The sequence below is a fragment of the Lacisediminimonas sp. genome (assembly GCF_030645335.1).
Taxonomy (GTDB): Bacteria; Pseudomonadota; Gammaproteobacteria; order Burkholderiales; family Burkholderiaceae_D; genus Lacisediminimonas.
Window position 1 is genome coordinate 1 of sequence record NZ_JAUSNH010000016.1, and the last position, 19,621, is coordinate 19,621.

Sequence of the window (19,621 nt, forward strand, 5' to 3'; positions counted from 1 at the left end):
CCGGCCCATGCGGCCGGATCGTGCACATCGCGATCTTCGGGCGCGATATTGTAGTCGCCCAATAGCGCCAGTTGATCGGTGTCGCGCAGTTCCGCAACCAGCCATTCATGCAGCGCATGCAGCCAGCGTAGCTTGTATTCATATTTGTCGGAGCCGACCGTCTGCCCATTGGGTACGTACGCGCAGATGATCCGCACGCCATCCACCGTTGCCGCGATGATGCGCTTTTGTTCGTCCGGGAACAGCGGGTTGTTGACCGTGACATTCTCCAGCGGGCGGCGTGACAGGATCGCCACGCCGTTGTAAGTCTTTTGGCCCGCGTAGGCAATCTGGTAACCGGCGGCCTCGATTTCCGCGACCGGGAATTTGTCGTCGGTCAGCTTGGTCTCCTGCAGGCACAGGACGTCGACCGGCGATTCTTCCAGCCAGCGCAATACCTGCGGCAGGCGAACTTTCAGCGAGTTGACATTCCAGGTGGCGATGCGCATGGTCATGGTCTTCTTTAGATGCTTGACTTGCTGGGGTGCTGCTGACGACCATTCTGGTGCGCCAGGTCATGTGCTGCGGTTTGCCGCGCTTGCTCGCTTTCTGCAGCTTTTTGCAGGCGAAATTTCACCAGCGGATTGTATTTCAAGCTTCGCGGAAAGTCCCGCGTCCATTGAAAAACTGACTGGCGCATGCAGCCTGCGCTATCCTCCGGCATGAAGCGATGGCAAATCCTTCATCCGAATAATCCAGGAATTTGGACTTTTCCATGCCCGAAGCCCAACATCAAGCAAGCCAGTCCCCTATACCTGCGTTGAAATTGCCGATCCTGCTGCGCGGGGTGGCCTGGTCGATGGTATCGGTGATGATCTTTTCGTTCTGGTTTGTCGCTACCCGGTTTTCGGTGACCCATGATTTGCGTTTCTGGGACGTGATCGCCTTGCGTTTCGGCGTGGGCGCCGTGCTGTTGCTGCCGGTGCTGATCATCAAGCGACGACGGCTGATGGCACGTGCCGGCGAAGGCTTTATTTTTGCCGTTCTATGGGGCGCGCCGTTCGTCCTGCTATTGACGCTCGGGCTACAAATGACGACGGCAGCCGAGTCGTCTGCCGTGACGCCGACGCTGATGCCGGTTTTTGCAGGGCTGATCGGCTGGATCGTATTGCGCGAAAAGCTTGGGCCCACGAAGTGGGCCGGCTACGCCGCCATTGCCGCCGGCCTCGCAATCCTGATGTTGAACGATCCGGTAGCCAACGTCAGCTCGAACCCGGCCGATCTTGCGCCGCTGGCGCTCGCTTCAGTGCTGTGGGCGATTTATACGATCCGCTTTCGCCGCAGTGACATGACGCCGCTGGAAGGGGCGACGCTGATGTGCTTCTGGTCCGCGGTGATGTTCCTGCCGCCTTACTTCATGTTCGGCCTGTCGCGCCTGCACCTGGCGTCGACTCAGGAGTTGGTGTTCCAGGCCGTCTACCAGGGCTTGCTGATGAGTGTGGTCGCGATCATCTCGTTCAACCGCGCAATTACCCTGATCGGTCCGCGTGCAGCAGCAGCGATCATCGCCTTCGTGCCGCTGACGACTGCGCTGCTGGCTATTCCGTTGATCGGAGAAGTCCCATCGAGCAGCGGGGCTGTCGCCATTTGCGTGATCGCCCTGGGCGTCATCATCACCGCATGGCCGTCCCGCAGCAAGAAGTGACAGGCTCATGAACCCATGAGCAAAAAAGAGGGGAAGTGGCGCTCTATCTCGCTGCTTCCCCTCTTTGTCCTGCGATTACACCTTCCCGCAGATTCTTCCCCTGCTTCGAAGCCTTATTTCGCTGCGCGGTTGATCAGGAAGGTTGTCAGCAAGGGCACCGGCCGCCCGGTCGCGCCTTTTGCCGCGCCGCTCTTCCATGCGGTGCCCGCGATATCCAGGTGCGCCCACGTGTATTTGCGGGTGTAACGCTCAAGAAAGCATGCTGCGGTAATGCTGCCGGCAGGCGGTCCGCCGATATTCGCCATGTCGGCGAAGTTCGACTTCAGTTGCTCCTGGTAGCTGTCTTCGATCGGCATGCGCCATGCCGTGTCGCCGGTCGCACGGCCAGCGACAAGCAGTTCATCGGCTAACGCATCATGATCGGCGTCATGGCGGGTGAACAGGCCTGAGTTGTGATGGCCAAGCGCGGTGATACAGGCGCCGGTCAGCGTGGCGACATCGACCACGGCCGCAGGCTTGAACCGCTCGACATAGGTCAGCGCATCGCACAGGATCAGCCGGCCTTCGGCATCCGTGTTCAGGATTTCGATGGTTTGTCCCGACATCGACGTCACGATGTCGCCCGGACGGGTGGCGGTTCCTGAGGGCATGTTCTCGCAGCTCGGGATCACGGCGATCACGTTGAGCTTGAGCTTCATGCGGCCGACTGCGCGCATGGTGCCCAGCACCGAGGCTGCGCCACACATGTCGTATTTCATTTCGTCCATGCCGGCGCCGGGTTTAAGGGAAATGCCGCCGGTGTCGAAAGTGATGCCTTTGCCGACCAGCACCACCGGCGCATCCTTGGCCTTGCCGCCCATGTGACGGATAACGATGAACTTGGGCGGCTCTACCGTGCCGTTTGTAACCGAGAGGAAACTGGCCATCTTCAAGGCCTGGATCTGCTTGCGGTCCAGCACTTCCACTGCCATCGCGAATTCATCGCCGAGCTTGCGCGCGGTGGTCGCCAGGTAGGTCGGCGTGCATATGTTGGCCGGCAAGTTGCCGAGGGTTTTGGTCAGGTCCATGCCGTCGGCAATCGCCGCGGCCTGGGTGATGGTCGTCCTGGCAGCGCTTGCCATGGCCGTCGGTACGGCGAAAGCGACCTTGCGCACGCCGCTGGTGGCGGATTCCTTGCGGCTCTTGAGCTGGTCGAATCGATAGATATTGTCGCGCAGGGCGCCCACCAGGCTGCGCAGGCACCATGCTGCATCCCTATCCTTGATCGCATCCAGCGGGAGCGCAATCAGCGCGTCGCTGGCGCCCAGTGTGGAGAATGCACGCGCGATGGCTTGCGCTGCGCTACTGAAATCCTTGCTGGCCAGTGCGCCCTGGCGGCCCAGCCCGACCAGCAGGATCCGCTGCGCGGCGGCGCCTGTCTGCCGCAACAGCAGGGTGGTCCCGGCCTTGCCGCTGATGTCGCCCGACTTGACGGCATTGCTGATGACCCGCGCCGTGTCCAGCGCGGCAGCGGGTTCCGAGAGCTTGCCGTCCTCAAAGATACCCACTGCGATGCAGCCGCTCTTGAACTGAGCGATGGCGTTTTTTCCATCAAATGTTTTTATGCTAAAGTCCATGAACGCTCCCTCGAGAATCCTGCAATTATAGAGCCTATCCAACATGATTTTTCAGCGCGCCCTTCGACGTGAGTTGATCAGTAACGCCGGCGCAGTTTTCACTACCCTGTTCACCATCACCATTACGGTCATGCTGATCCGGATCCTGGGCCAGGCCGCAGGCGGCCAGGTCGGGTCGCAGGACGTGGTCGCCCTGATCGGTTTCTCGGCATTGAATTACCTTCCTGTCCTGCTGATCCTCACCGGATTCATATCGGTGCTGCTGGTCGTCACCCGCAGTTACCAGGATTCGGAAATGGTGGTGTGGTTCGCTTCCGGATTGAGCCTTTCACGCTGGATCCGGCCGGTGCTGGGTTTTGGCATGCCGGTCGTGATCCTGACTGCGGTACTCAGTTTTTTTGTGACGCCCTGGGCCAACCAGCAAAGCGCCGAATTCCGCGAGCGCTTTGAGAAGCGTGAAGACCTTTCACGCGTTTCGCCCGGCAAGTTCCAGGAGTCGGCATCGGCCGACCGCATCTTTTTCGTCGAAGGCATCGCCAGTGACGCCAGCCGCGTGCGCAACGTATTCGTCAACACCGTGCGTGACGGCAAGACCAGTGTGGTCGCCGCCCGCGAAGGCCGCATCGAGTTCGACCGGCGCGGCGATAAATTCCTGATCCTGCAAAATGGCCGCCGCTATGACGGCAGCCCCAGCCAGCCTGATTTCCAGTTGATGCAGTTCGAGCGCTACGGTGTGTTGGTGTCGCAGCAATCGAGCTCCGCCGCAGGGGATCGGGCGGCGCGGGCATTGTCGACGCAGCAGCTGATCGCCGAACCCACTGCGTTCAACCTGGGCGAGCTGTTATGGCGCATCGCCTTGCCGCTGATGTGCCTGCTGTTGATGTTGCTGGCCGTGCCGCTGGGTTTCATCAATCCGCGCGGCGGCCGCTCAGGCAACCTGCTGGTGGCATTGTTCCTGTTTATCCTGTACAGCAACATGACCAGCATCTTCCAGGCTGCAGTAGTGCAAAAGCGCATGTCACTGGCCGACGCCGTGTGGCCGGTCCACCTGGTTGCCGCACTGCTGGTACTGTTGCTGTTCATCTGGCGTATCAACGTCAACAGCCCGAAGCATCCGCTGGTGCTTTGGGGGCGCTTCAAGCACGCCATCTCTGCTTCAAAGGCGGCTTCCTGATGCGCCGCAATCCAAACGCCCGGGACCTGGAATGAAAGTCCTGCAGCGTTATCTCGCACGCGAAATCATCCGCTCGGTGATTTTCGTGCTGGTCGCCTTCTTGTCCCTGTTCGCCTTCTTCGACCTGATGAACGAGCTGCAATCGGTCGGCCGGGGCGGATACAAGCTGCAGCACGCCTTTGCCTACGTGGTGCTGGGCATGCCGGGCTATGTCTACGAATTGATGCCGATTGCCGCCCTGATCGGGACGATTTATGTGCTGTCTCAGATGGCCGCACGCTCGGAGTTCACCATCATGCGCGTGTCGGGCCTTTCGACTGTGCAGGCCGGTCGGATGCTGGCGCTGGTTGCGGTCTTTTTTACCGGGCTGACATTCCTGTTTGGAGAGGTCATCTCGCCCAGGGCCAGCGACATGGCGGAGCGGCTGAAGCTGGAATTGCGCGGCACGGCATTGTCCAAGCAGTTCCGATCCGGACTGTGGGCCAAGGATGTGGTGCGCGAGAACGGCATTAGCGGACGTGTAATGGGCTCGCGCTTCCTGAATGTGCGCGAGGTACGATTCGATGGCGAATTGCTCGACTTGACCATTTATGAGTTCGACCGCGACTTCCGCATGACGCGTGCCGTCACTGCGGCCCGCGCGCAATATGCCGGCGCCAACACCTGGAACCTGGCCGAAGTCGCGCAGACCATGTTTCCGGTATCCGGTGCGTCGCTGACAATGGATGAACTGGCTGCGGTGAAGACGCAGAAGTTCAATACCAGCACGCTGGTTTCTGAAGTCACGCCCGATATTCTGGCTGTGCTGTTTGCCGATCCGGACCGCATGTCTGCCTATGACCTGGCGGCCTACACTCGCCATCTCGCCGACAACCAGCAGCGCACCGAACGCTACGAGATCGCGTACTGGAAAAAACTGACCTACCCGTTCGCCGTATTCGTCATGATGGCGCTGGCGCTGCCGTTCGCCTACATGCAAGTGCGTGCCGGTGGCGTCAGCCTGAAAATTTTCGCCGGTATCATGCTGGGGGTGTCGTTCCAGCTCGTCAACAGCCTGTTCGGACATATCGGCTTGCTCAATACCTGGCCGCCGCTGGCGACGGCGGTACTGCCGAGCCTGTTGTTCTTGCTGGTGGCAATCGGGTCCCTGGCCTGGGTGGAGAGAAGATGAGCAATCAAGCAAAGCAAGCCTTAATCCTGTTTGCCCACGGCGCACGCGATCCGCGCTGGGCCGAGCCGTTTCGCAAGCTGGCCGAGCGGGTGCAGGCGCAACGACCGGATATTATCGTTGCGCTGGCGTTCCTGGAGCTGATGTCACCGCGGCTTCCCGATTGCGTGCCGCAACTCGTCGGGCAGGGCTGTGAAAAAATCAGCGTGGTGCCGGTCTTTCTCGGTCAGGGGGGGCATGTACTGCGCGATTTGCCGCTGCTGCTCGATGACTTGCGGCGCGCCTATCCGGAATTGCAGCTCGATGTTGCACAAGCAGTGGGCGAAGACGAATCGGTGCAGGAGGCAATGGCTCGTTATTGCGTGGCGACCCTGTCGGCCTGAGCAGCGGGAGCCAGGAGCCCGAAGTCAGGCTTGACGCGGACCCAGTGCGTTACCGATCATGACCAGTACGGGGCCGGTGCAAGCCTCGATTCCCTGCCGCAGGCCGCCCAGCGTCAGGTACGCCACGCGCTGTCCCGGCAAACTGCAATTCTCGACAATCACCACCGGCGTCTCTGGTGAACGCCCCAGCGCCAGCAGGCGCTCCGCCGTCGTCATCGCTTCCCGCCCGCCCATGTATTGCACGATAGTGTCGCAGGCCGGCAGGATGGTGTCATCCGGCTGGCCGGGCGCGGTGGCGGAGGTGAAAAACGCCACGCTGCGGGCAATGCCGCGCATGGTCAACGGTTGTTTTGCGGCGGCGGCCGCAGCCAGCGCGGCGGTAATGCCGGGGACGATTTCGACTTCAATGCCATGCGCCTCCAGCGCCCGCAATTCTTCGTCGGCGCGGCCGAATATCATCGGGTCGCCGCCCTTGAGTCGCACCACCAGCTTGTAGTCGCGCGCACAAGCCACCAGTCGTTCATTGATTTCCAGCTGAGCGGTGGAACGCTGGCCAGAGCGCTTTCCGACCGATATCTTGATCGCCTGCGGACAAAGGGCCAGCATTTCGTCAGTCACCAGCGCGTCGTACAGCACGACATCGGCCAGGGCCAGCATGCGGGCGCCGCGGACCGTGATAAGGTCAGCCGCGCCGGGGCCGGCGCCGACCAGGAACACCTTGCCGTATGCGCCCGCAGCCATCAGTCCAGCCGCACCATGCCGGCGGCCACGGTCTGGTGCGTCACTTCGTCGATCAGGATGAACGATCCGCTGGCACGCGCGACGTCGTAGGAATCCACCGCCAGCGCCTGTTGCACGTTCACGCTTACCCGCGCGATGCCATTGAGCGCCAGGCTCTTGGCCGGATGGCGCTGCTGGGTGTTGATATCGAGTACCGATTCAATGTCGCTGATGCGGGCCATGACTTGCCGTGTAGTGTGTTTAAGCCAGTACTTGCGCTGCAGGTCCAGCGGCTCTTCAGATAGCCAGCAAATATCGGCCAGCAGGCTTTTCGTGACGGTGGCGGGAGCGTCCGCTGCCGCCATTGTATCCCCGCGCGAAATGTCGAGATACTCGTCGACCAGCAAGGTGATCGACTGGCCGGCGCTGGCGCTCTCCAGCGGCCCGTCGAATGTCAGGATTTCCTTGACGGTTGCCGACTGTCCGCCGGGCTGCACGACGAGCTTGTCGCCCCGGCTGACACTGCCGGCTTCGATCCGGCCCATGTAGCCGCGGAAGTCGCGGGCCTCGTGCCCATTATGGCGGGCAACGAGCTGGACCGGAAAGCGGAATGCGGCATGGTGCGCCTGGTCGTGGACCGGTAGCGATTCAAGCAGCTCGATCAGGGTAGGACCCTGGTACCACGGCATGTTGTCGCCCGGGGTGACGACGTTGTCGCCCACCAGTGCCGACATCGGGATCGGGCGGATGTTTTCCAGTCCCAGCTGGCTTGCAAACACGCGGTAAGCCTCGACAATCCGGTTGTAGATAGCCTGGTCATAGCCGATCAGGTCCATCTTGTTGACCGCAACGATCACATGCCCGATCCGCAGCAAGTGCGCAATGGTCGAGTGACGCTTGGTCTGGACCAGCAATTCCACGCTGCCGTCGTCGCCCAGCTTCACCTTCGACACATCGATCAGGATGACGACGGCATCAGCCGTCGATGCGCCGGTCACCATGTTGCGGGTGTACTGCTCATGTCCCGGTGTATCGGCAATGATGAACTTGCGCTTGGGTGTGGCGAAGTAGCGGTAGGCGACATCGATGGTGATGCCTTGCTCGCGTTCTGCCTCGAGTCCGTCGGTGAGTAGTGACAAGTCGATCGTGTCACCGACGGTGCGCTTGTGGCGGGCCCGCGAAATGGCATCCAGTTGGTCGGCGAAGATGCCCTTGCTGTCAAACAGAAGCCGGCCGATGAGCGTGCTCTTGCCGTCGTCCACGGAGCCTGCGGTAATGAAGCGCAGCAAGCCGCGCTCAGCGTGTTGACCGTCAGGGGCGACGTTCTTTTCCAGTACGGCGTTCATCAGAAATATCCTTCCTTCTTGCGTCGTTCCATCGATGCTTCCGAGGTCTGGTCATCCATCCGCGTTGCGCCCCGCTCCGTAATCTGCGTGATCGCCGTCTCGGCGATGATCGCATCGACCGAGGTCGCGTCGGAGGCCACCGGGCAGGTGCAGGAAATGTCGCCGACCGTGCGAAAGCGCACGCTGCGGGTCTCGATCAATTCTCCCGGGCGCGGCGGTGTCAGCGGGGTCACCGGCACCAGCAGGCCGTTGCGCGCAATCACCTGGCGCTGGTGGGAAAAATAAATGTCCGGCAATTCGAGCTGCTCGCGCCCGATGTATTGCCAGACATCGAGTTCGGTCCAGTTCGATATCGGAAACACGCGCATGTTCTGCCCTGGATGGACGCGCGTGTTGTACAGGTCCCAAAGCTCGGGACGCTGGGCCTTCGGGTCCCACTGGCCGAATTCGTCGCGGAACGAGAAAATGCGCTCCTTGGCCCGCGCTTTTTCTTCATCGCGGCGTGCGCCGCCGATGCAGGCGTCGAACTTGTGCTGGCTGATGGTTTCCAGCAAGGTCACTGCCTGCGCGGCATTGCGCGAATCGGTCTGCGGGTTGCGCAGGCGCACCGTGCCGCGGCGGATTGATTCTTCTACCGAGCCGATGATCAGGCGCTCCCCCAGTTCAGCGACCCTGCGGTCCCGAAATTCAATGACTTCGGCGAAATTGTGGCCAGTGTCGACATGCACCAGCGGGAAAGGAAATTTGCCAGGGCGGAAGGCCTTCTCGGCGATGCGCAGCATCACTACCGAATCCTTGCCGCCGGAAAACAGCAGTGCCGGATTGGTGCACTCTGCGGCGACTTCGCGCATGATGTGGATCGCTTCGGATTCCAGCCAGTCAAGGTGCGCGCGGCTGCTGGTCGCCTGCTTGCCGATATTCCGGATGCCCCGGTCTGCTACTGTATTCATGGTCCTGAACCCTCGATGGATGTTTGCTCGCTCCTGATCCGTACCAGCTTGCCGTTCACCTGATGCAGGCCACACTCTTTTGACTGTGGGTCTTCCCACCACCAGCGGCCGGCACGGACGTCTTCGCCTGGCTTGATCGCACGGGTGCAGGGTTCGCAGCCGATCGACGGATAGCCCTTTTCATGCAAGGCATTGACAGGGACGGCATTGCTGCGCAGGTAGTGCCAGATGTCTGCTTCCGACCAGTCGGCGAGCGGATTGAATTTTTCCATCTGGTGGGCGGCGTCATGCTCTTGTACCGCAAGCGCCGCGCGGGTGGCCGATTGCGTGCGCCGCTGGCCGGTGATCCAGGCTTGTTTGCCAGCCAGCGCGCGCTGCAGCGGCTCGACATTGCGGATGTGGCAGCATTGCTTGCGCAATTCGACGCTGTCGTAAAAGGCATCGTGGCCGAATCGGACGACATACGCATCGACAGCGGCTGGCTGGGGGCGGTACACCGCAAGCCGGTAAGCATAGGTGTCGTGAATGCGCTGAAGCATGGCGAGTGTCTCGTCATGCAGACGGCCGGTGTCGAGGGTGAAAATCGTGATCGGTAATCCGGTGCGCAGGATCAGGTCGGTGAGCACCATGTCCTCGGCAGCCAGGCTGGACGCGAATACGGCGGGTGAAAAGTCTCCCGCAATACGCGCCAGCGTCCGCTTCGTGGCGGCCACCAGTTCATTGTACTGAGGAGATATGGTGCTCATGACTGGACTGCTCCCGCGCTGCGGTCGACGCGCCGGAAAAGTGGCGTTTTTTGATCCCACGACGCCTGGTAAGTCACGGAAAAATCGGTCAGGCCCTTGAGCGCATCATCGATACTGCGGTCCGGGCGGGTCGCGAATGCATCGAAGCCGACCCGCTGCATGTAGAACAGCTGATCTCGCAGCACATCGCCAATGGCGCGCAACTCGCCTTCGAAGCCCAGCCGGGTGCGCAGGTTCCAGGCAATCGAATAGCCGCGGCCATCGGTGAACTTGGGGAATTCCACCGCAATCACCGGCAGGCGCGACACGTCGTCTTTCAGGGACTCTGATCGTTCATCGCTGGCAAGCCACACGCCGACATCGGTGCGCAATGCCAGCGCGGTGCGCTGCGCAAGCCATACCGCAAGCGGCACCAATACCGGGCCGCCCGGAATCGCGACCATGGCGCTCGATTCACCTTCGCCAAGCTTCAACAGTGTCCAGTTGTCGTCGACGATCTGTCGATCCTTGATGATCTTACGCATAGCTGTTCTCCTCGCTGCTGCCTTGCAGTGCAATCGGCGCACCATAGACCTTGTCCTTGAATGGCGTCACGCCGATGCGGCGCACGGTATCGATGAACCGTTCATCCTCGACGCGAAGCGTCACATACACGTCGAGGATGCGTTCGATCACGGCCGGCATCTGGCTGGCTGAAAACGACGGCCCGATTATCTTGCCGATCGCACTGTCGTTTCCTTGTGCGCCGCCGATCGATACCTGGTACCACTCGGCGCCATCCTTGTCGACGCCGAGGATGCCGATGTTGCCGACATGGTGGTGGCCGCAAGCATTGATACAGCCGGAGATATTCAGGTCGATCTCGCCGATGTCGTGCTGGAAATCGAGGTCGTCGAAGCGCTGTGCGATTGCAGCGGCAATCGGAATCGATTTCGCATTCGCCAGCGCGCAGAAATCGCCGCCAGGGCAGCAAATGATGTCGGTCAGCAGTCCGATATTGGGCGTGGCCAGTCCCTCTGACTTGAGCTCCTGCCACAATTCGAACAAGGCTGCCTGGCGGACATCGCCCAGCACCAGGTTCTGTTCATGCGTGACGCGCAGTTCGCCAAAGCTGTAGCGCTCGGCCAGGTCGGCGACGAAGTCGATCTGTCGGGCAGTGGCGTCGCCAGGCGGCACGCCCGTCTTCTTCAGTGAAACGCTGACAATCGCGTAACCGGGCATGCAATGCGCGCGCACATTGCGTTTCATCCAGCTGCCGAATGCCTTGGATTGCGCTTTTTGCTGCGTCAGCAGCGCATCCGCGTCCGGCAGCGTCTGATAGGCGGGGGCCGCAAAAAAAGTGCTGACGCGTTTGAGTTCAGCCGCAGTCAGCGTGCCGGGCCCATCCTTGATGTCGTTCCATTGCGCTTGGACCTGGCGCGCAAACTCTTCTACACCGAGTGACTTCACCAGGATCTTGATCCTGGCCTTGTAGATGTTGTCGCGCCGGCCGTATTCGTTGTAGACGCGCATGATCGCTTCGGTATAGGTCAGCAAGTGCTGCCACGGAAGGAATTGGCGGATGATGCTGCCCAATATCGGCGTGCGGCCCATGCCGCCGCCGGCCAGGACCTGGAAGCCAAGTTCACCGTTCTCGTCATGCACTGCATTGAAGGCGACGTCATGCACCAGTGTTGCGGCCCGATCTTCGCTGGCGCCGTTGAATGCAAACTTGAACTTGCGCGGCAAGTAGGCAAACTCGGGATGGAAGGTGCTCCACTGCCGCAGGATTTCCGCGAAGGGGCGCACATCGGCCAGCTCATCGGCGGCCACGCCGCAGAATTGATCGGAGGTGATATTGCGAATGCAGTTGCCGGAAGTCTGGATCGCATGCAACTCCACTGATGCCAGTTTTTCCAGGATCAGCGGCGTTTCTTCCAGTTCGACCCAATTGAACTGGATGTTCTGGCGGGTCGTGAAGTGACCATAGCCACGATCATGCTCACGCGCGATGCGGCCCAGCATGCGCATTTGCACGGACGAAAGCAGGCCGTAGGGTATGGCCACGCGCAGCATGTAGGCGTGGCGCTGGAAGTACAGGCCATTTTGCAGCCGCAGTGGACGAAATTCTTCCTCGGTCAGTTGGTCAGCCAGCCGGCGCCGTACCTGGTCGCGGTACTGGGCGATGCGTTCCTTGACGATTTGATGATCATATTGGTCGTAGCGGTACATGATGCTCCTTGCGAATTTGATTGCTGCAGCTGGCTAGAAGGCCAGCCTGGCGGCGCGGCCTGCCAGCGTCGTTGCTCGTACCAGGCGGCTTAATGCTTTGGATAGAGCAAGTGCGATGGGTGCACCGATGTCGATGCCGGGTAAGGACGCTATATACGCAATAGTCATATCGCCCGTCGCAAAGAAGCAGGAATGGTAATAAACTGGTGGCTTATTCCAAACGACAGACAATCTATTTACTTATATGCGCAGTTGATATGAAGGATTGTCACGGAACGCAGCAGGCCACATCGGGAGTCAAGGCATGAACCTTCATCAACTTCGCTTTGTCCGCGAGGCCGTCAGGCAGGGCTTCAACCTGACCGAGGCGGCAAAGGCATTGTTCACATCGCAACCCGGTGTCTCCAAGGCCATCATCGAGCTTGAGGAAGAGTTGGGTGTGGACATCTTTGCCCGGCACGGCAAGCGCATACGCGGCCTGACCGAGCCTGGCCGTGCGGTCTTGCAGTCGGCCGAGCTGATCCTGAAGGAGATCGATAGCTTGAAGCGGATCGGCAATGAATTTGCCGCGCAGGATACCGGCAGTTTCACCATTGCCACCACCCATACGCAAGCGCGCTATGCCTTGCCCAAGGTGGTGCAGGCGTTTGCCCAGCGATATCCAAAGGTAAGATTGTCATTGCTGCAGGGAAATCCCAGGCAAGTGGCGGACATGGTGTTGCGCGACCAGGCCGATATTGCGATTGCAACCGAGTCCATCGCCGAGGTGGCCGGACTGGTATCGCTACCTTGCTATCAATGGGAGCATATGGTCGTCGTGCCACCTGATCACGCGTTGCTGAAGTCGCGCTCGCTGACGCTGGAGGAGATAGCCGCCTGGCCCCTGATCACGTACGACGCCGCATTCGCCGGCCGCAACAAGATCGACAAGGCGTTTTCAATGCGCGGCCTGAAGCCCGATGTACTGCTCGAAGCGATCGATGCCGATGTCATCAAGACCTATGTCGAACTGGGCATGGGCGTGGGCATCATTGCCGGCATGGCCTATGACGCCGAGCGCGATGTCAATCTGCGGGCAATTCCGGCCGGTCATTTGTTTGGCACCAATGTTTCGCGGGTGGCGCTCAAGCAGGGAGCCTACATGCGGGGTTATGTCTATACCTTCATTGAGCTGATGACGCCGACGGTCAATCGCAAGCTGATCGACCAGGTAATGAGCGGCACGAATGAAATGTACGAACTTTGACCGTGAAAGCTTGCGCGTGGAAATGGGCGCGAACAGATGAGCGGTTCAGTTCGGGCGCAGCGCGCCAGCCGGCGTACTCGCCGTAGCGATAGGGCGACACCCATGAGGAAGGGCAATGCTCCCGCTCACGTGTGCCGCGTCTGAAAGAAACAGAAATCAAGAAATGAAAATCAGGAACCCACGGTTTGCGCTGATCCTGATGGCGTTGTCGCCGCCAATGCGACAGCGCGTGCCTTGCGCGCCTGCTTCGCACGCAAGGTAGACGGTGGCAAGCGCCGCAGCGTTTTGAGTGCGTCCAGGTCCCTGATTGTGATCGAACGCTGGTCAACGATGATCAAGCCGATCTCGTTGAACGCAGACAGCGTACGGCTGACGGTCTCCAGCGTCAGCCCAAGGTAACTGCCGATTTCATGGCGCGTCATGCGCAGGTTGAATACCTTGCTGGAATATCCCATGTCCGCAAAGCGATCCGACAGCGACACCAGGAAGCGAGCCACCCGCGCTTCTGCCGACAGTCCGCCCAGCATGCTGACCATCGCCTGTTCCCGCACCAATTCACGGCTCATCACGCTGTACATGGCATGCTCAAGTTCGGCGTGGGTACGGCCGATGGCGGTAAATTTCTTGAAGGGCAACAGCACCAGGTCGCAACTCGACAAGGCCACGGCTTCTGACGAATAACGCCGACTGTGTATGCCGTCCACACCGAACAAATCGCCTTTCATGGGAAAGCTGAGTACCTGTTCGTTGCCGAACTCATCGATGGCGACTGTCTTGAGGAAGCCGGAGTGAACAATATAGAGTGTGTCGAAAGCCTGTCCGATGGTATGTATCCGCTGGCCAGTCTTGAACTGCACATGCTGGAACAGGGATTCTTCATCGTCAAGTGAGGACGCCGCCGTCGGCAACCGAAGAAGGTCGCAGAGTTCTTTCAAGTTGGACCAAAGCTTCCCTTGTCGTTGCCATCCTGCGTCCTGGACGTGAAGCATGGACGCAGGGAAATCGGGCCTGATGTCGGGCGTCTGAGTGGTTAGCATTGAATCTCCTGTTTATCGTATTGGTTGACCGGCTGCCAGCGCGGTCCTGTTACCGCACCAGCGCTCGCCGATGTGACTTGCAATGCCTTCGAGAAAAACGGCCCAAGCCACGAGTGGAGGCCGATGCTATTGCTGCGTGTCACAAATCGCGGGCACGTGCTTAGTATCCCAATCGACCGTGGGAAACACTATCAGCAGTCGCTGATTCGGGCTGTAGGAGCCAATATTGAAATTTAGGATAATTCCTAATGGCGCAGGATTGGGGATGACGCGGGCGCCGGGCAGGTGCGATGCGCCGCGTGGCGGCGGGGAATTGCTGCCGGCGATCGGGGAGCTACATTTTCAGCGGATTGAGCAGCCCGTGCACGACCGCGTACTGAACCAGGTCGGCCAGCGAGGGCACGCCCATCTTGTGCAGTATGCGGGTCTTGTGGGTGCTGACGGTCTTGACCGACAAGTGGAGTGACTCGGCGATTTCAGTGATGGACTTGCCGCTGACGAGCATGCTGAATACTTCAAACTCGCGATCCGACAATTGCTTGTGGGGCAGGTCTTCCATGACCGACGGCATGGCGTCCATGGCGAGCTGTTCGGCGACTTCCAGGCTGATGTAAGGCCGGCCCGAGGCAACCCGCCGGATTGCGCTGACCAGCTGCGTGCCCGCGCTTTCCTTGGTCAGGTAGCCGCGTGCGCCGGCACGGATGGCGCGCACGGCATACTGCTCCTCGTCGTGCATGGTGAGGATCAGGATCGGCAGCTTGGGCATCTCGTCCTTGATCTGGCGGATCAGCTCGACCCCGTTGCGGCCCGGCATCGAGAGATCCAGCATCAGCAGGTCGAACCCGCCCTTGCGCACTTGCGCCAGGGCTTCAAAGCCATCGGTTGCCTCGCCCACGACCTGGATGTCTTCTGCGCCTTCCAGTATGCGCTTCAAGCCTTCGCGCATGATGGTGTGGTCGTCTGCAATAACAATGCGAATCATGGAGGGTGCCTGATCGAAGGAAGCGTGAACGCGGGAATTGAGGACTGATGCTTGTTCGCAAGCGAGGTCATTCTATTGCAGGTAACAGGGATTGCGCGAGCACAAGCTGTTGATGGATGTCAAACAGGTTTGCCAAAAGTGCAGTCCGTTCACGCATCCGTCAACTGATACACTGGCAACCTCAGCTATTTATCGACCCGCCATGCAAATACAGATCGGTGACATCGGGCACATCATCCAGCTGGCAATTGCACCTGTGTTCCTGCTCACGGGTGTCGGTACCAACTTGCTGGTGCTCACTAATCGCCTGGCCCGGGTGATCGATCGTTCCCGTGTGCTGGAAGATCGGATGGAGGCGCGGGGCGAGGCGGTGATGGATGCCTCCCTGGCGGAAATCGCCATCCTGTACCGTCGCGCCAAGCTGATCAATAGCGCGATTACCCTTTCCACCACCTGCGGCTTGTTGATCTGCCTGGTGGTTGCCGCCCTGTTCCTCGGCGATGCCCTTGGGCTGGGCCTGGCCACGCTGATTGCCGGGCTATTCGTGCTGGCGATGTTTTGCCTGATCGGCAGTTTCGTCTTCCTGCTGCGTGAAATCTTTGTGGCGACCAATTCGCTTTGGATGGGGCGGCTTGCGCACCGCCATACAAGGAGTTAAAAAGGCCATTTGTTCGGTTGACGAATTATCTGCCTTGGCGCATTGTTCGCCAAACAACTTGTTGACTCAAGGCATCATGATCCCTAGCGATTCTCAGGATGGCGATCTGGATCGCGACTTCGATGCGTCGATGCTCGCCCTGGTAGCGCAGTCAGTGGGTTTCATCGTGGCCATCTATGAAATTGAAGATGACCTGATCTACCTCAGCGATCAGTGGTCGCTGCTGACCCGCGCCAACGCCAATCCTGTTTATCTGAGTGTCCACGAGTTCAGCACCCTGGTGCATCCGGACGATTTTCCGGCGGTTTCGGAAGCACTCGGCGCATGCTTGCGCGGCGAGAGTGAAAACTGGGATGTGGAATTGCGGGTGCGCGCGGCCACCGGCGAATGGCGCCGGCTGATGTTGCGGGCCAGGATTGCCGCCCGCAGCGAGTTAGGCGCACCGCAGCGCATCATGGGCGCCATGTTCGATGTATCCGATCATCATCGGGCATCTGCCGGCACCGAGGTACAAGACGAGGTTTACCGCTCGTCGTTCGAGCAGAGCATCAATGGCATTTTGCTGGGCACGCCCGACGGTGGCATCTTGCGTGCCAATCCGGCGGCCTGCCGCATGTCGGGGTATACGGAAACCGAATTGATCAGCCTGGGGCGCGACGGCCTGATCGATACCAGCGATGGCCGCCTGGCGGGATTCCTCACCCAGCGGCGATACTTTGGCAAGAGCAGGGCCAGCGTGTCGCTGATCCAGAAAGATGGCAGCCTGCTCGAAGTCGAACTGACCTCCGTGCTGTTTACCGATAGCCAGGGTTTGCGCAAGAACGTCATTACCCTGTACCCGGCCTCCGACAATGGCAGCGCCGAGCGCTCGCTTTATCGCGTCACCCGGATGTATGAGGCCCGCAAGCAATGCAGCAAGGCCATCATCCTGTCCAAGAGCAGGGACACCATGCTGGCCGAGGTATGCCGTGTGGCAGTGGCGTCGCAGCACCTGGCGCTGGCATGGTTTGGTACAGTGGACCCGGCAACGCTTGCGGTGGTGCCTGTTACCCGTTGCGGCGACGAATCGGAATTCCTCGACACCGCCTATTTTTCCGCCGATGCGCGGGTCGACGAAGGCCGCGGCCCGGTTGGCCGGGCATTGCGCGAGAACCGGGCGCAGACATCCAATGACTTCCTGCGCGATCCGGAAGCGGAACCCTGGCGCGTCCTGGCCGGCCGCCATGGCATGCGCTCGGTTGCAGTGCTTCCGCTGGGACAGGGCGGCGAGCAAGTCGGTGTGTTGGTGCTGCATGCGCGCGAGCTTGATTTTTTCGACCCGCAATTGCTGGAACTGCTGATCGAACTGGCGCAAGAGATATCGTTTGGCCTGGAAAACCTGCAGCGCGACGCCGCCTTGCATGAAAGCGAGTCCCGCTTCCGGACGCTATGGGAAACCGCACTCGACGCCATCGTGATCCTGGACGAGCAATCCCTGGTCCACTATGCCAACCCCGCCATCACCACGCTGTTTGGTTACCGCATCGAAGAAATCATCGGCCGCGGCTTTTGCATGCTGTATCCGCCGGCGCAGGGCGAGGTCCATGAGCGCGCCATGCAGCGCTACCTGTCCGCGCCGCGTTCCGGGCGCCGCTGGCGCGCGGTAAGCACCATCGGTCGCCACAAGGACGGTCGCAATATCCTGATCGAGATCACCTTCAACGATGTCACCATTGACGGTGCGCGCCGCTTCATCGGTTATGTCCGCGACGTCACGCAGCGCAAGCAGGCCGAGCAGTTGAACCGCAAGCAGAACAGCATCCTGCGCCGCATTGCCGGCGGAGCCGGGCTCGACCCCACGCTGGAGGCAATAGCGCGGATGGTGGAGGGCGAGATGGAGGAGACGGTCTGCGCCTTCCTGGTGGCCGACGATAGCGCATCGGGCTTCACTGATTGCGTTGCGCCTTCACTGCCGGTTGCGGTGGGCAAGGCGCTGCTTGCCACGGAGATTGCCAAGTCGGCCGGGCCGGCTGGTGCAACTGCGCAGCGCAGGGAGCCGGTAATCCTGGCGGACCTGTCGGTGCAAACTGCATGGCCGGAAGCAGTCCAGGCCATCGTGTCGCGCGGCATCCTTGGGTATTTCTGCTGGCCCATCATCGGGCGCTCGTCACATTTGCTGGGCGTCATGGTGGTAGAGCGGGGCGAGCCCGGCGTACTGGGACCGGCCCACAACCGGGTCGTCCAGCTCGCGCTCGACCTTGCTGGCGTTGCCATTGAAAGCCGCAAGTCGGAAGAGCTGATCCGGCATCTTGCCCAGTTCGACGAATTGACCGGCCTGGCAAACCGCACTTTCCTGATCGAGACCCTTGAGCGTTCGATCGCCCGGGCGCGGCGGGGCGAGGCGCAGGTCGGTGTATTGTTCGTCGACCTCGACCGCTTCAAGCTTATCAACGACACCATAGGCCATGAAGCCGGCGACATCGTATTGCGCGAAGTTGCCCGCCGCTTGCAAGATGTGGTGCGCAAGGGCGACCAGGTTGGGCGCTGGGGCGGTGACGAATTCATCGTGGTGATCGAGCAGTACGTTGACGTTGGCACCCTGACCCGGGTGGCAGACAAGCTGATCAATGCGATTTCGGTGCCGATCGCCGTGGGCGATATCGAGTACCAGCTCACCGCCAGCATCGGCATATGCACCTGGCCGGACGATGGTCCGGACCTGCAATCATTGTTGCGCAATGCCGATCTGGCGATGTATCGCGCCAAGGAGCAGGGACGCAACAGTTTCCGTTTCTTTTCGGCGCAGATGGGTGTCAGTTCGCTTGAGCGGGTACGGCTGGAGTCGGGCTTGCGGCAGGCCGTGGAAAATGACGAACTGGTGCTGCATTTCCAGCCCAAGCTCGATCTGCTCACTGGCGAGATCACCGGCATCGAGGCGCTGCTGCGCTGGCAGCATCCGCAGCAGGGCCTGATCTGGCCGCTGAAGTTCATTGAACTGGCAGAAGAAACCGGCCACATCGTTGCCATCGGGCGCGCGGTGCTGCGCAAGGCTTGCGAGCAGATGCGGGCCTGGCAGATGGCGGGCCTGACTTCCGGCCGGATTGCGGTGAACCTGTCGGCGCGCCAGTTGCTCAGCGAAACCCTGATTTCGGATGTGGCCGGGGCGCTGGAGGAGAGCGGCCTGCCGCCAGGCATGCTGGAACTGGAGATTACCGAAAGCATGTTGATGAACAACGCCCGTGCCGGGCTAAAGCGGCTGGCCGAGCTGCGCGGCATGGGGGTGCACCTGTCGATGGACGATTTCGGAACCGGCTACTCGTCGCTGGCGAACCTGAAGCGCTATCCGATCGACAGCGTCAAGATCGACCGTTCCTTCATCCGCGACCTGCCGCACGACAGCAATGATGCGGCAGTCACCGAAGCCGTGGTGGCGATGGCGCATGCACTCAAGCTGCGTGTGGTGGCCGAAGGGGTCGAAACCGAGGCGCAACTCAATTTTCTGCACGCCCAGAAATGTGACGAAATACAAGGCTACTACTTCAGCCGGCCGGTCGCTGCTGCGGTGCTGGAGGATTTCATGCGACGTTATGTTTCGTCCGACCGCATCCGGCTGGCGCTGCAGGGCGGGCAGACAAAAATGCCTGCCGCGCCACCGCTGCTGCCATCCCGCGACCCCGGGTAATTGCTGCTGGCTGCCTGCTTACCAGCCGGGCGCCTGCTG

At 60.6% G+C, this 19,621-nt stretch carries 18 protein-coding genes; 7 read left to right on the forward strand and 11 right to left on the reverse strand.

What is annotated here, in order from left to right:
• Both Q7T64_RS01245 and Q7T64_RS01250 read right to left on the reverse strand, forming a co-directional pair.
• On the reverse strand, nucleotides 1–488 hold a 488-nt coding region (locus Q7T64_RS01245), incomplete at its 3' end, for an exodeoxyribonuclease III (RefSeq protein ID WP_304789942.1).
• Between the two features lie 14 nt (nucleotides 489–502).
• Complete coding sequence (locus tag Q7T64_RS01250; protein ID WP_304789832.1) at nucleotides 503–679, reverse strand: hypothetical protein; 177 nt, start codon at nucleotides 677–679, stop codon at nucleotides 503–505.
• Nucleotides 680–799: 120 nt separating this feature from the next.
• Between Q7T64_RS01250 and Q7T64_RS01255 the strand changes: the two genes are divergently transcribed.
• Nucleotides 800–1,684: a DMT family transporter gene (locus Q7T64_RS01255; protein ID WP_304789835.1), complete on the forward strand. Its 885-nt coding sequence runs from the start codon at nucleotides 800–802 to the stop codon at nucleotides 1,682–1,684.
• 113 nt (nucleotides 1,685–1,797) lie between these two features.
• Here Q7T64_RS01255 and Q7T64_RS01260 read toward each other — a convergent pair whose 3' ends face one another.
• Nucleotides 1,798–3,300, reverse strand: a complete 1,503-nt coding sequence (locus Q7T64_RS01260; protein WP_304789838.1) for a leucyl aminopeptidase — start codon at nucleotides 3,298–3,300, stop codon at nucleotides 1,798–1,800.
• Nucleotides 3,301–3,343: 43 nt separating this feature from the next.
• On the opposite strand from Q7T64_RS01260, the gene lptF reads away from it, so the two are divergent.
• The 3 genes from lptF to Q7T64_RS01275 are packed head-to-tail and all read left to right on the forward strand — an operon-like array spanning nucleotide 3,344 to nucleotide 6,025.
• Complete coding sequence (gene lptF, locus Q7T64_RS01265; RefSeq protein WP_304789842.1) at nucleotides 3,344–4,474, forward strand: LPS export ABC transporter permease LptF; 1,131 nt, start codon at nucleotides 3,344–3,346, stop codon at nucleotides 4,472–4,474.
• 31 nt (nucleotides 4,475–4,505) lie between these two features.
• Nucleotides 4,506–5,645: an LPS export ABC transporter permease LptG gene (lptG, locus tag Q7T64_RS01270; protein ID WP_304789845.1), complete on the forward strand. Its 1,140-nt coding sequence runs from the start codon at nucleotides 4,506–4,508 to the stop codon at nucleotides 5,643–5,645.
• A complete protein-coding gene (locus Q7T64_RS01275) occupies nucleotides 5,642–6,025 on the forward strand; it encodes a sirohydrochlorin chelatase (protein ID WP_304789849.1) in 384 nt (127 codons plus the stop codon). Before lptG ends, Q7T64_RS01275 begins: the two co-directional genes overlap by 4 nt.
• 24 nt (nucleotides 6,026–6,049) lie before the next feature.
• On the opposite strand, the gene cobA is transcribed toward Q7T64_RS01275, so the two are convergent.
• From cobA to Q7T64_RS01305, 6 genes are read right to left on the reverse strand one after another with little or no spacing between them, the layout of a single operon-like run.
• Nucleotides 6,050–6,766: a uroporphyrinogen-III C-methyltransferase gene (gene cobA / locus Q7T64_RS01280; RefSeq protein WP_304789852.1), complete on the reverse strand. Its 717-nt coding sequence runs from the start codon at nucleotides 6,764–6,766 to the stop codon at nucleotides 6,050–6,052.
• A complete protein-coding gene (locus tag Q7T64_RS01285; protein ID WP_304789854.1) occupies nucleotides 6,766–8,091 on the reverse strand; it encodes a sulfate adenylyltransferase subunit 1 in 1,326 nt (441 codons plus the stop codon). Before Q7T64_RS01285 ends, cobA begins: the two co-directional genes overlap by 1 nt.
• Nucleotides 8,091–9,041 (reverse strand): sulfate adenylyltransferase subunit CysD, encoded by a 951-nt coding sequence (gene cysD, locus Q7T64_RS01290; RefSeq protein ID WP_370653235.1) that lies wholly within the window; start codon nucleotides 9,039–9,041, stop codon nucleotides 8,091–8,093. The genes Q7T64_RS01285 and cysD overlap by 1 nt, the downstream gene beginning before the upstream one ends.
• Nucleotides 9,038–9,787 (reverse strand): phosphoadenylyl-sulfate reductase, encoded by a 750-nt coding sequence (locus Q7T64_RS01295; RefSeq protein WP_304789860.1) that lies wholly within the window; start codon nucleotides 9,785–9,787, stop codon nucleotides 9,038–9,040. Before Q7T64_RS01295 ends, cysD begins: the two co-directional genes overlap by 4 nt.
• A complete protein-coding gene (locus tag Q7T64_RS01300; protein WP_304789864.1) occupies nucleotides 9,784–10,311 on the reverse strand; it encodes a DUF934 domain-containing protein in 528 nt (175 codons plus the stop codon). Before Q7T64_RS01300 ends, Q7T64_RS01295 begins: the two co-directional genes overlap by 4 nt.
• Nucleotides 10,304–11,998: a nitrite/sulfite reductase gene (locus Q7T64_RS01305; protein WP_304789867.1), complete on the reverse strand. Its 1,695-nt coding sequence runs from the start codon at nucleotides 11,996–11,998 to the stop codon at nucleotides 10,304–10,306. Before Q7T64_RS01305 ends, Q7T64_RS01300 begins: the two co-directional genes overlap by 8 nt.
• A gap of 304 nt (nucleotides 11,999–12,302) precedes the next feature.
• Here Q7T64_RS01305 and Q7T64_RS01310 point away from each other — a divergent pair, with 304 nt between their 5' ends.
• Complete coding sequence (locus tag Q7T64_RS01310; RefSeq protein WP_304789869.1) at nucleotides 12,303–13,244, forward strand: CysB family HTH-type transcriptional regulator; 942 nt, start codon at nucleotides 12,303–12,305, stop codon at nucleotides 13,242–13,244.
• Nucleotides 13,245–13,414: 170 nt separating this feature from the next.
• Here Q7T64_RS01310 and Q7T64_RS01315 read toward each other — a convergent pair whose 3' ends face one another.
• Together Q7T64_RS01315 and Q7T64_RS01320 are read right to left on the reverse strand one after the other, a co-directional pair.
• Nucleotides 13,415–14,233, reverse strand: a complete 819-nt coding sequence (locus tag Q7T64_RS01315) for a Crp/Fnr family transcriptional regulator (RefSeq protein WP_304789944.1) — start codon at nucleotides 14,231–14,233, stop codon at nucleotides 13,415–13,417.
• A gap of 382 nt (nucleotides 14,234–14,615) precedes the next feature.
• Nucleotides 14,616–15,263 (reverse strand): response regulator transcription factor, encoded by a 648-nt coding sequence (locus tag Q7T64_RS01320; RefSeq protein WP_304789872.1) that lies wholly within the window; start codon nucleotides 15,261–15,263, stop codon nucleotides 14,616–14,618.
• A gap of 202 nt (nucleotides 15,264–15,465) precedes the next feature.
• Here Q7T64_RS01320 and Q7T64_RS01325 point away from each other — a divergent pair, with 202 nt between their 5' ends.
• Together Q7T64_RS01325 and Q7T64_RS01330 are read left to right on the forward strand one after the other, a co-directional pair.
• Nucleotides 15,466–15,921, forward strand: coding sequence for a DUF2721 domain-containing protein (locus Q7T64_RS01325; RefSeq protein ID WP_304789875.1), 456 nt, complete (start codon nucleotides 15,466–15,468; stop codon nucleotides 15,919–15,921).
• A 76-nt stretch (nucleotides 15,922–15,997) separates the two neighbouring features.
• Nucleotides 15,998–19,582: an EAL domain-containing protein gene (locus tag Q7T64_RS01330; protein WP_304789878.1), complete on the forward strand. Its 3,585-nt coding sequence runs from the start codon at nucleotides 15,998–16,000 to the stop codon at nucleotides 19,580–19,582.
• Nucleotides 19,583–19,621: the final 39 nt, after the last annotated feature.

Excerpts from the sequence above, each read along its gene's own strand:
- Q7T64_RS01315 (WP_304789944.1), bottom strand. The coding sequence starts at position 14,233 with ATGCTTCACGTCCAGGACGCAGGATGGCAACGACAAGGGAAGCTTTGG.
- Q7T64_RS01250 (WP_304789832.1), bottom strand. The coding sequence starts at position 679 with ATGCGCCAGTCAGTTTTTCAATGGACGCGGGACTTTCCGCGAAGCTTG.
- cobA (WP_304789852.1), bottom strand. The coding sequence starts at position 6,766 with ATGGCTGCGGGCGCATACGGCAAGGTGTTCCTGGTCGGCGCCGGCCCC.
- Q7T64_RS01285 (WP_304789854.1), bottom strand. The coding sequence starts at position 8,091 with ATGAACGCCGTACTGGAAAAGAACGTCGCCCCTGACGGTCAACACGCT.
- Q7T64_RS01300 (WP_304789864.1), bottom strand. The coding sequence starts at position 10,311 with ATGCGTAAGATCATCAAGGATCGACAGATCGTCGACGACAACTGGACA.
- cysD (WP_370653235.1), bottom strand. The coding sequence starts at position 9,041 with ATGAATACAGTAGCAGACCGGGGCATCCGGAATATCGGCAAGCAGGCG.
- Q7T64_RS01325 (WP_304789875.1), top strand. The coding sequence starts at position 15,466 with ATGCAAATACAGATCGGTGACATCGGGCACATCATCCAGCTGGCAATT.
- Q7T64_RS01310 (WP_304789869.1), top strand. The coding sequence starts at position 12,303 with ATGAACCTTCATCAACTTCGCTTTGTCCGCGAGGCCGTCAGGCAGGGC.
- lptF (WP_304789842.1), top strand. The coding sequence starts at position 3,344 with ATGATTTTTCAGCGCGCCCTTCGACGTGAGTTGATCAGTAACGCCGGC.
- Q7T64_RS01305 (WP_304789867.1), bottom strand. The coding sequence starts at position 11,998 with ATGTACCGCTACGACCAATATGATCATCAAATCGTCAAGGAACGCATC.
- Q7T64_RS01275 (WP_304789849.1), top strand. The coding sequence starts at position 5,642 with ATGAGCAATCAAGCAAAGCAAGCCTTAATCCTGTTTGCCCACGGCGCA.
- Q7T64_RS01295 (WP_304789860.1), bottom strand. The coding sequence starts at position 9,787 with ATGAGCACCATATCTCCTCAGTACAATGAACTGGTGGCCGCCACGAAG.
- Q7T64_RS01260 (WP_304789838.1), bottom strand. The coding sequence starts at position 3,300 with ATGGACTTTAGCATAAAAACATTTGATGGAAAAAACGCCATCGCTCAG.
- lptG (WP_304789845.1), top strand. The coding sequence starts at position 4,506 with ATGAAAGTCCTGCAGCGTTATCTCGCACGCGAAATCATCCGCTCGGTG.
- Q7T64_RS01320 (WP_304789872.1), bottom strand. The coding sequence starts at position 15,263 with ATGATTCGCATTGTTATTGCAGACGACCACACCATCATGCGCGAAGGC.
- Q7T64_RS01330 (WP_304789878.1), top strand. The coding sequence starts at position 15,998 with ATGATCCCTAGCGATTCTCAGGATGGCGATCTGGATCGCGACTTCGAT.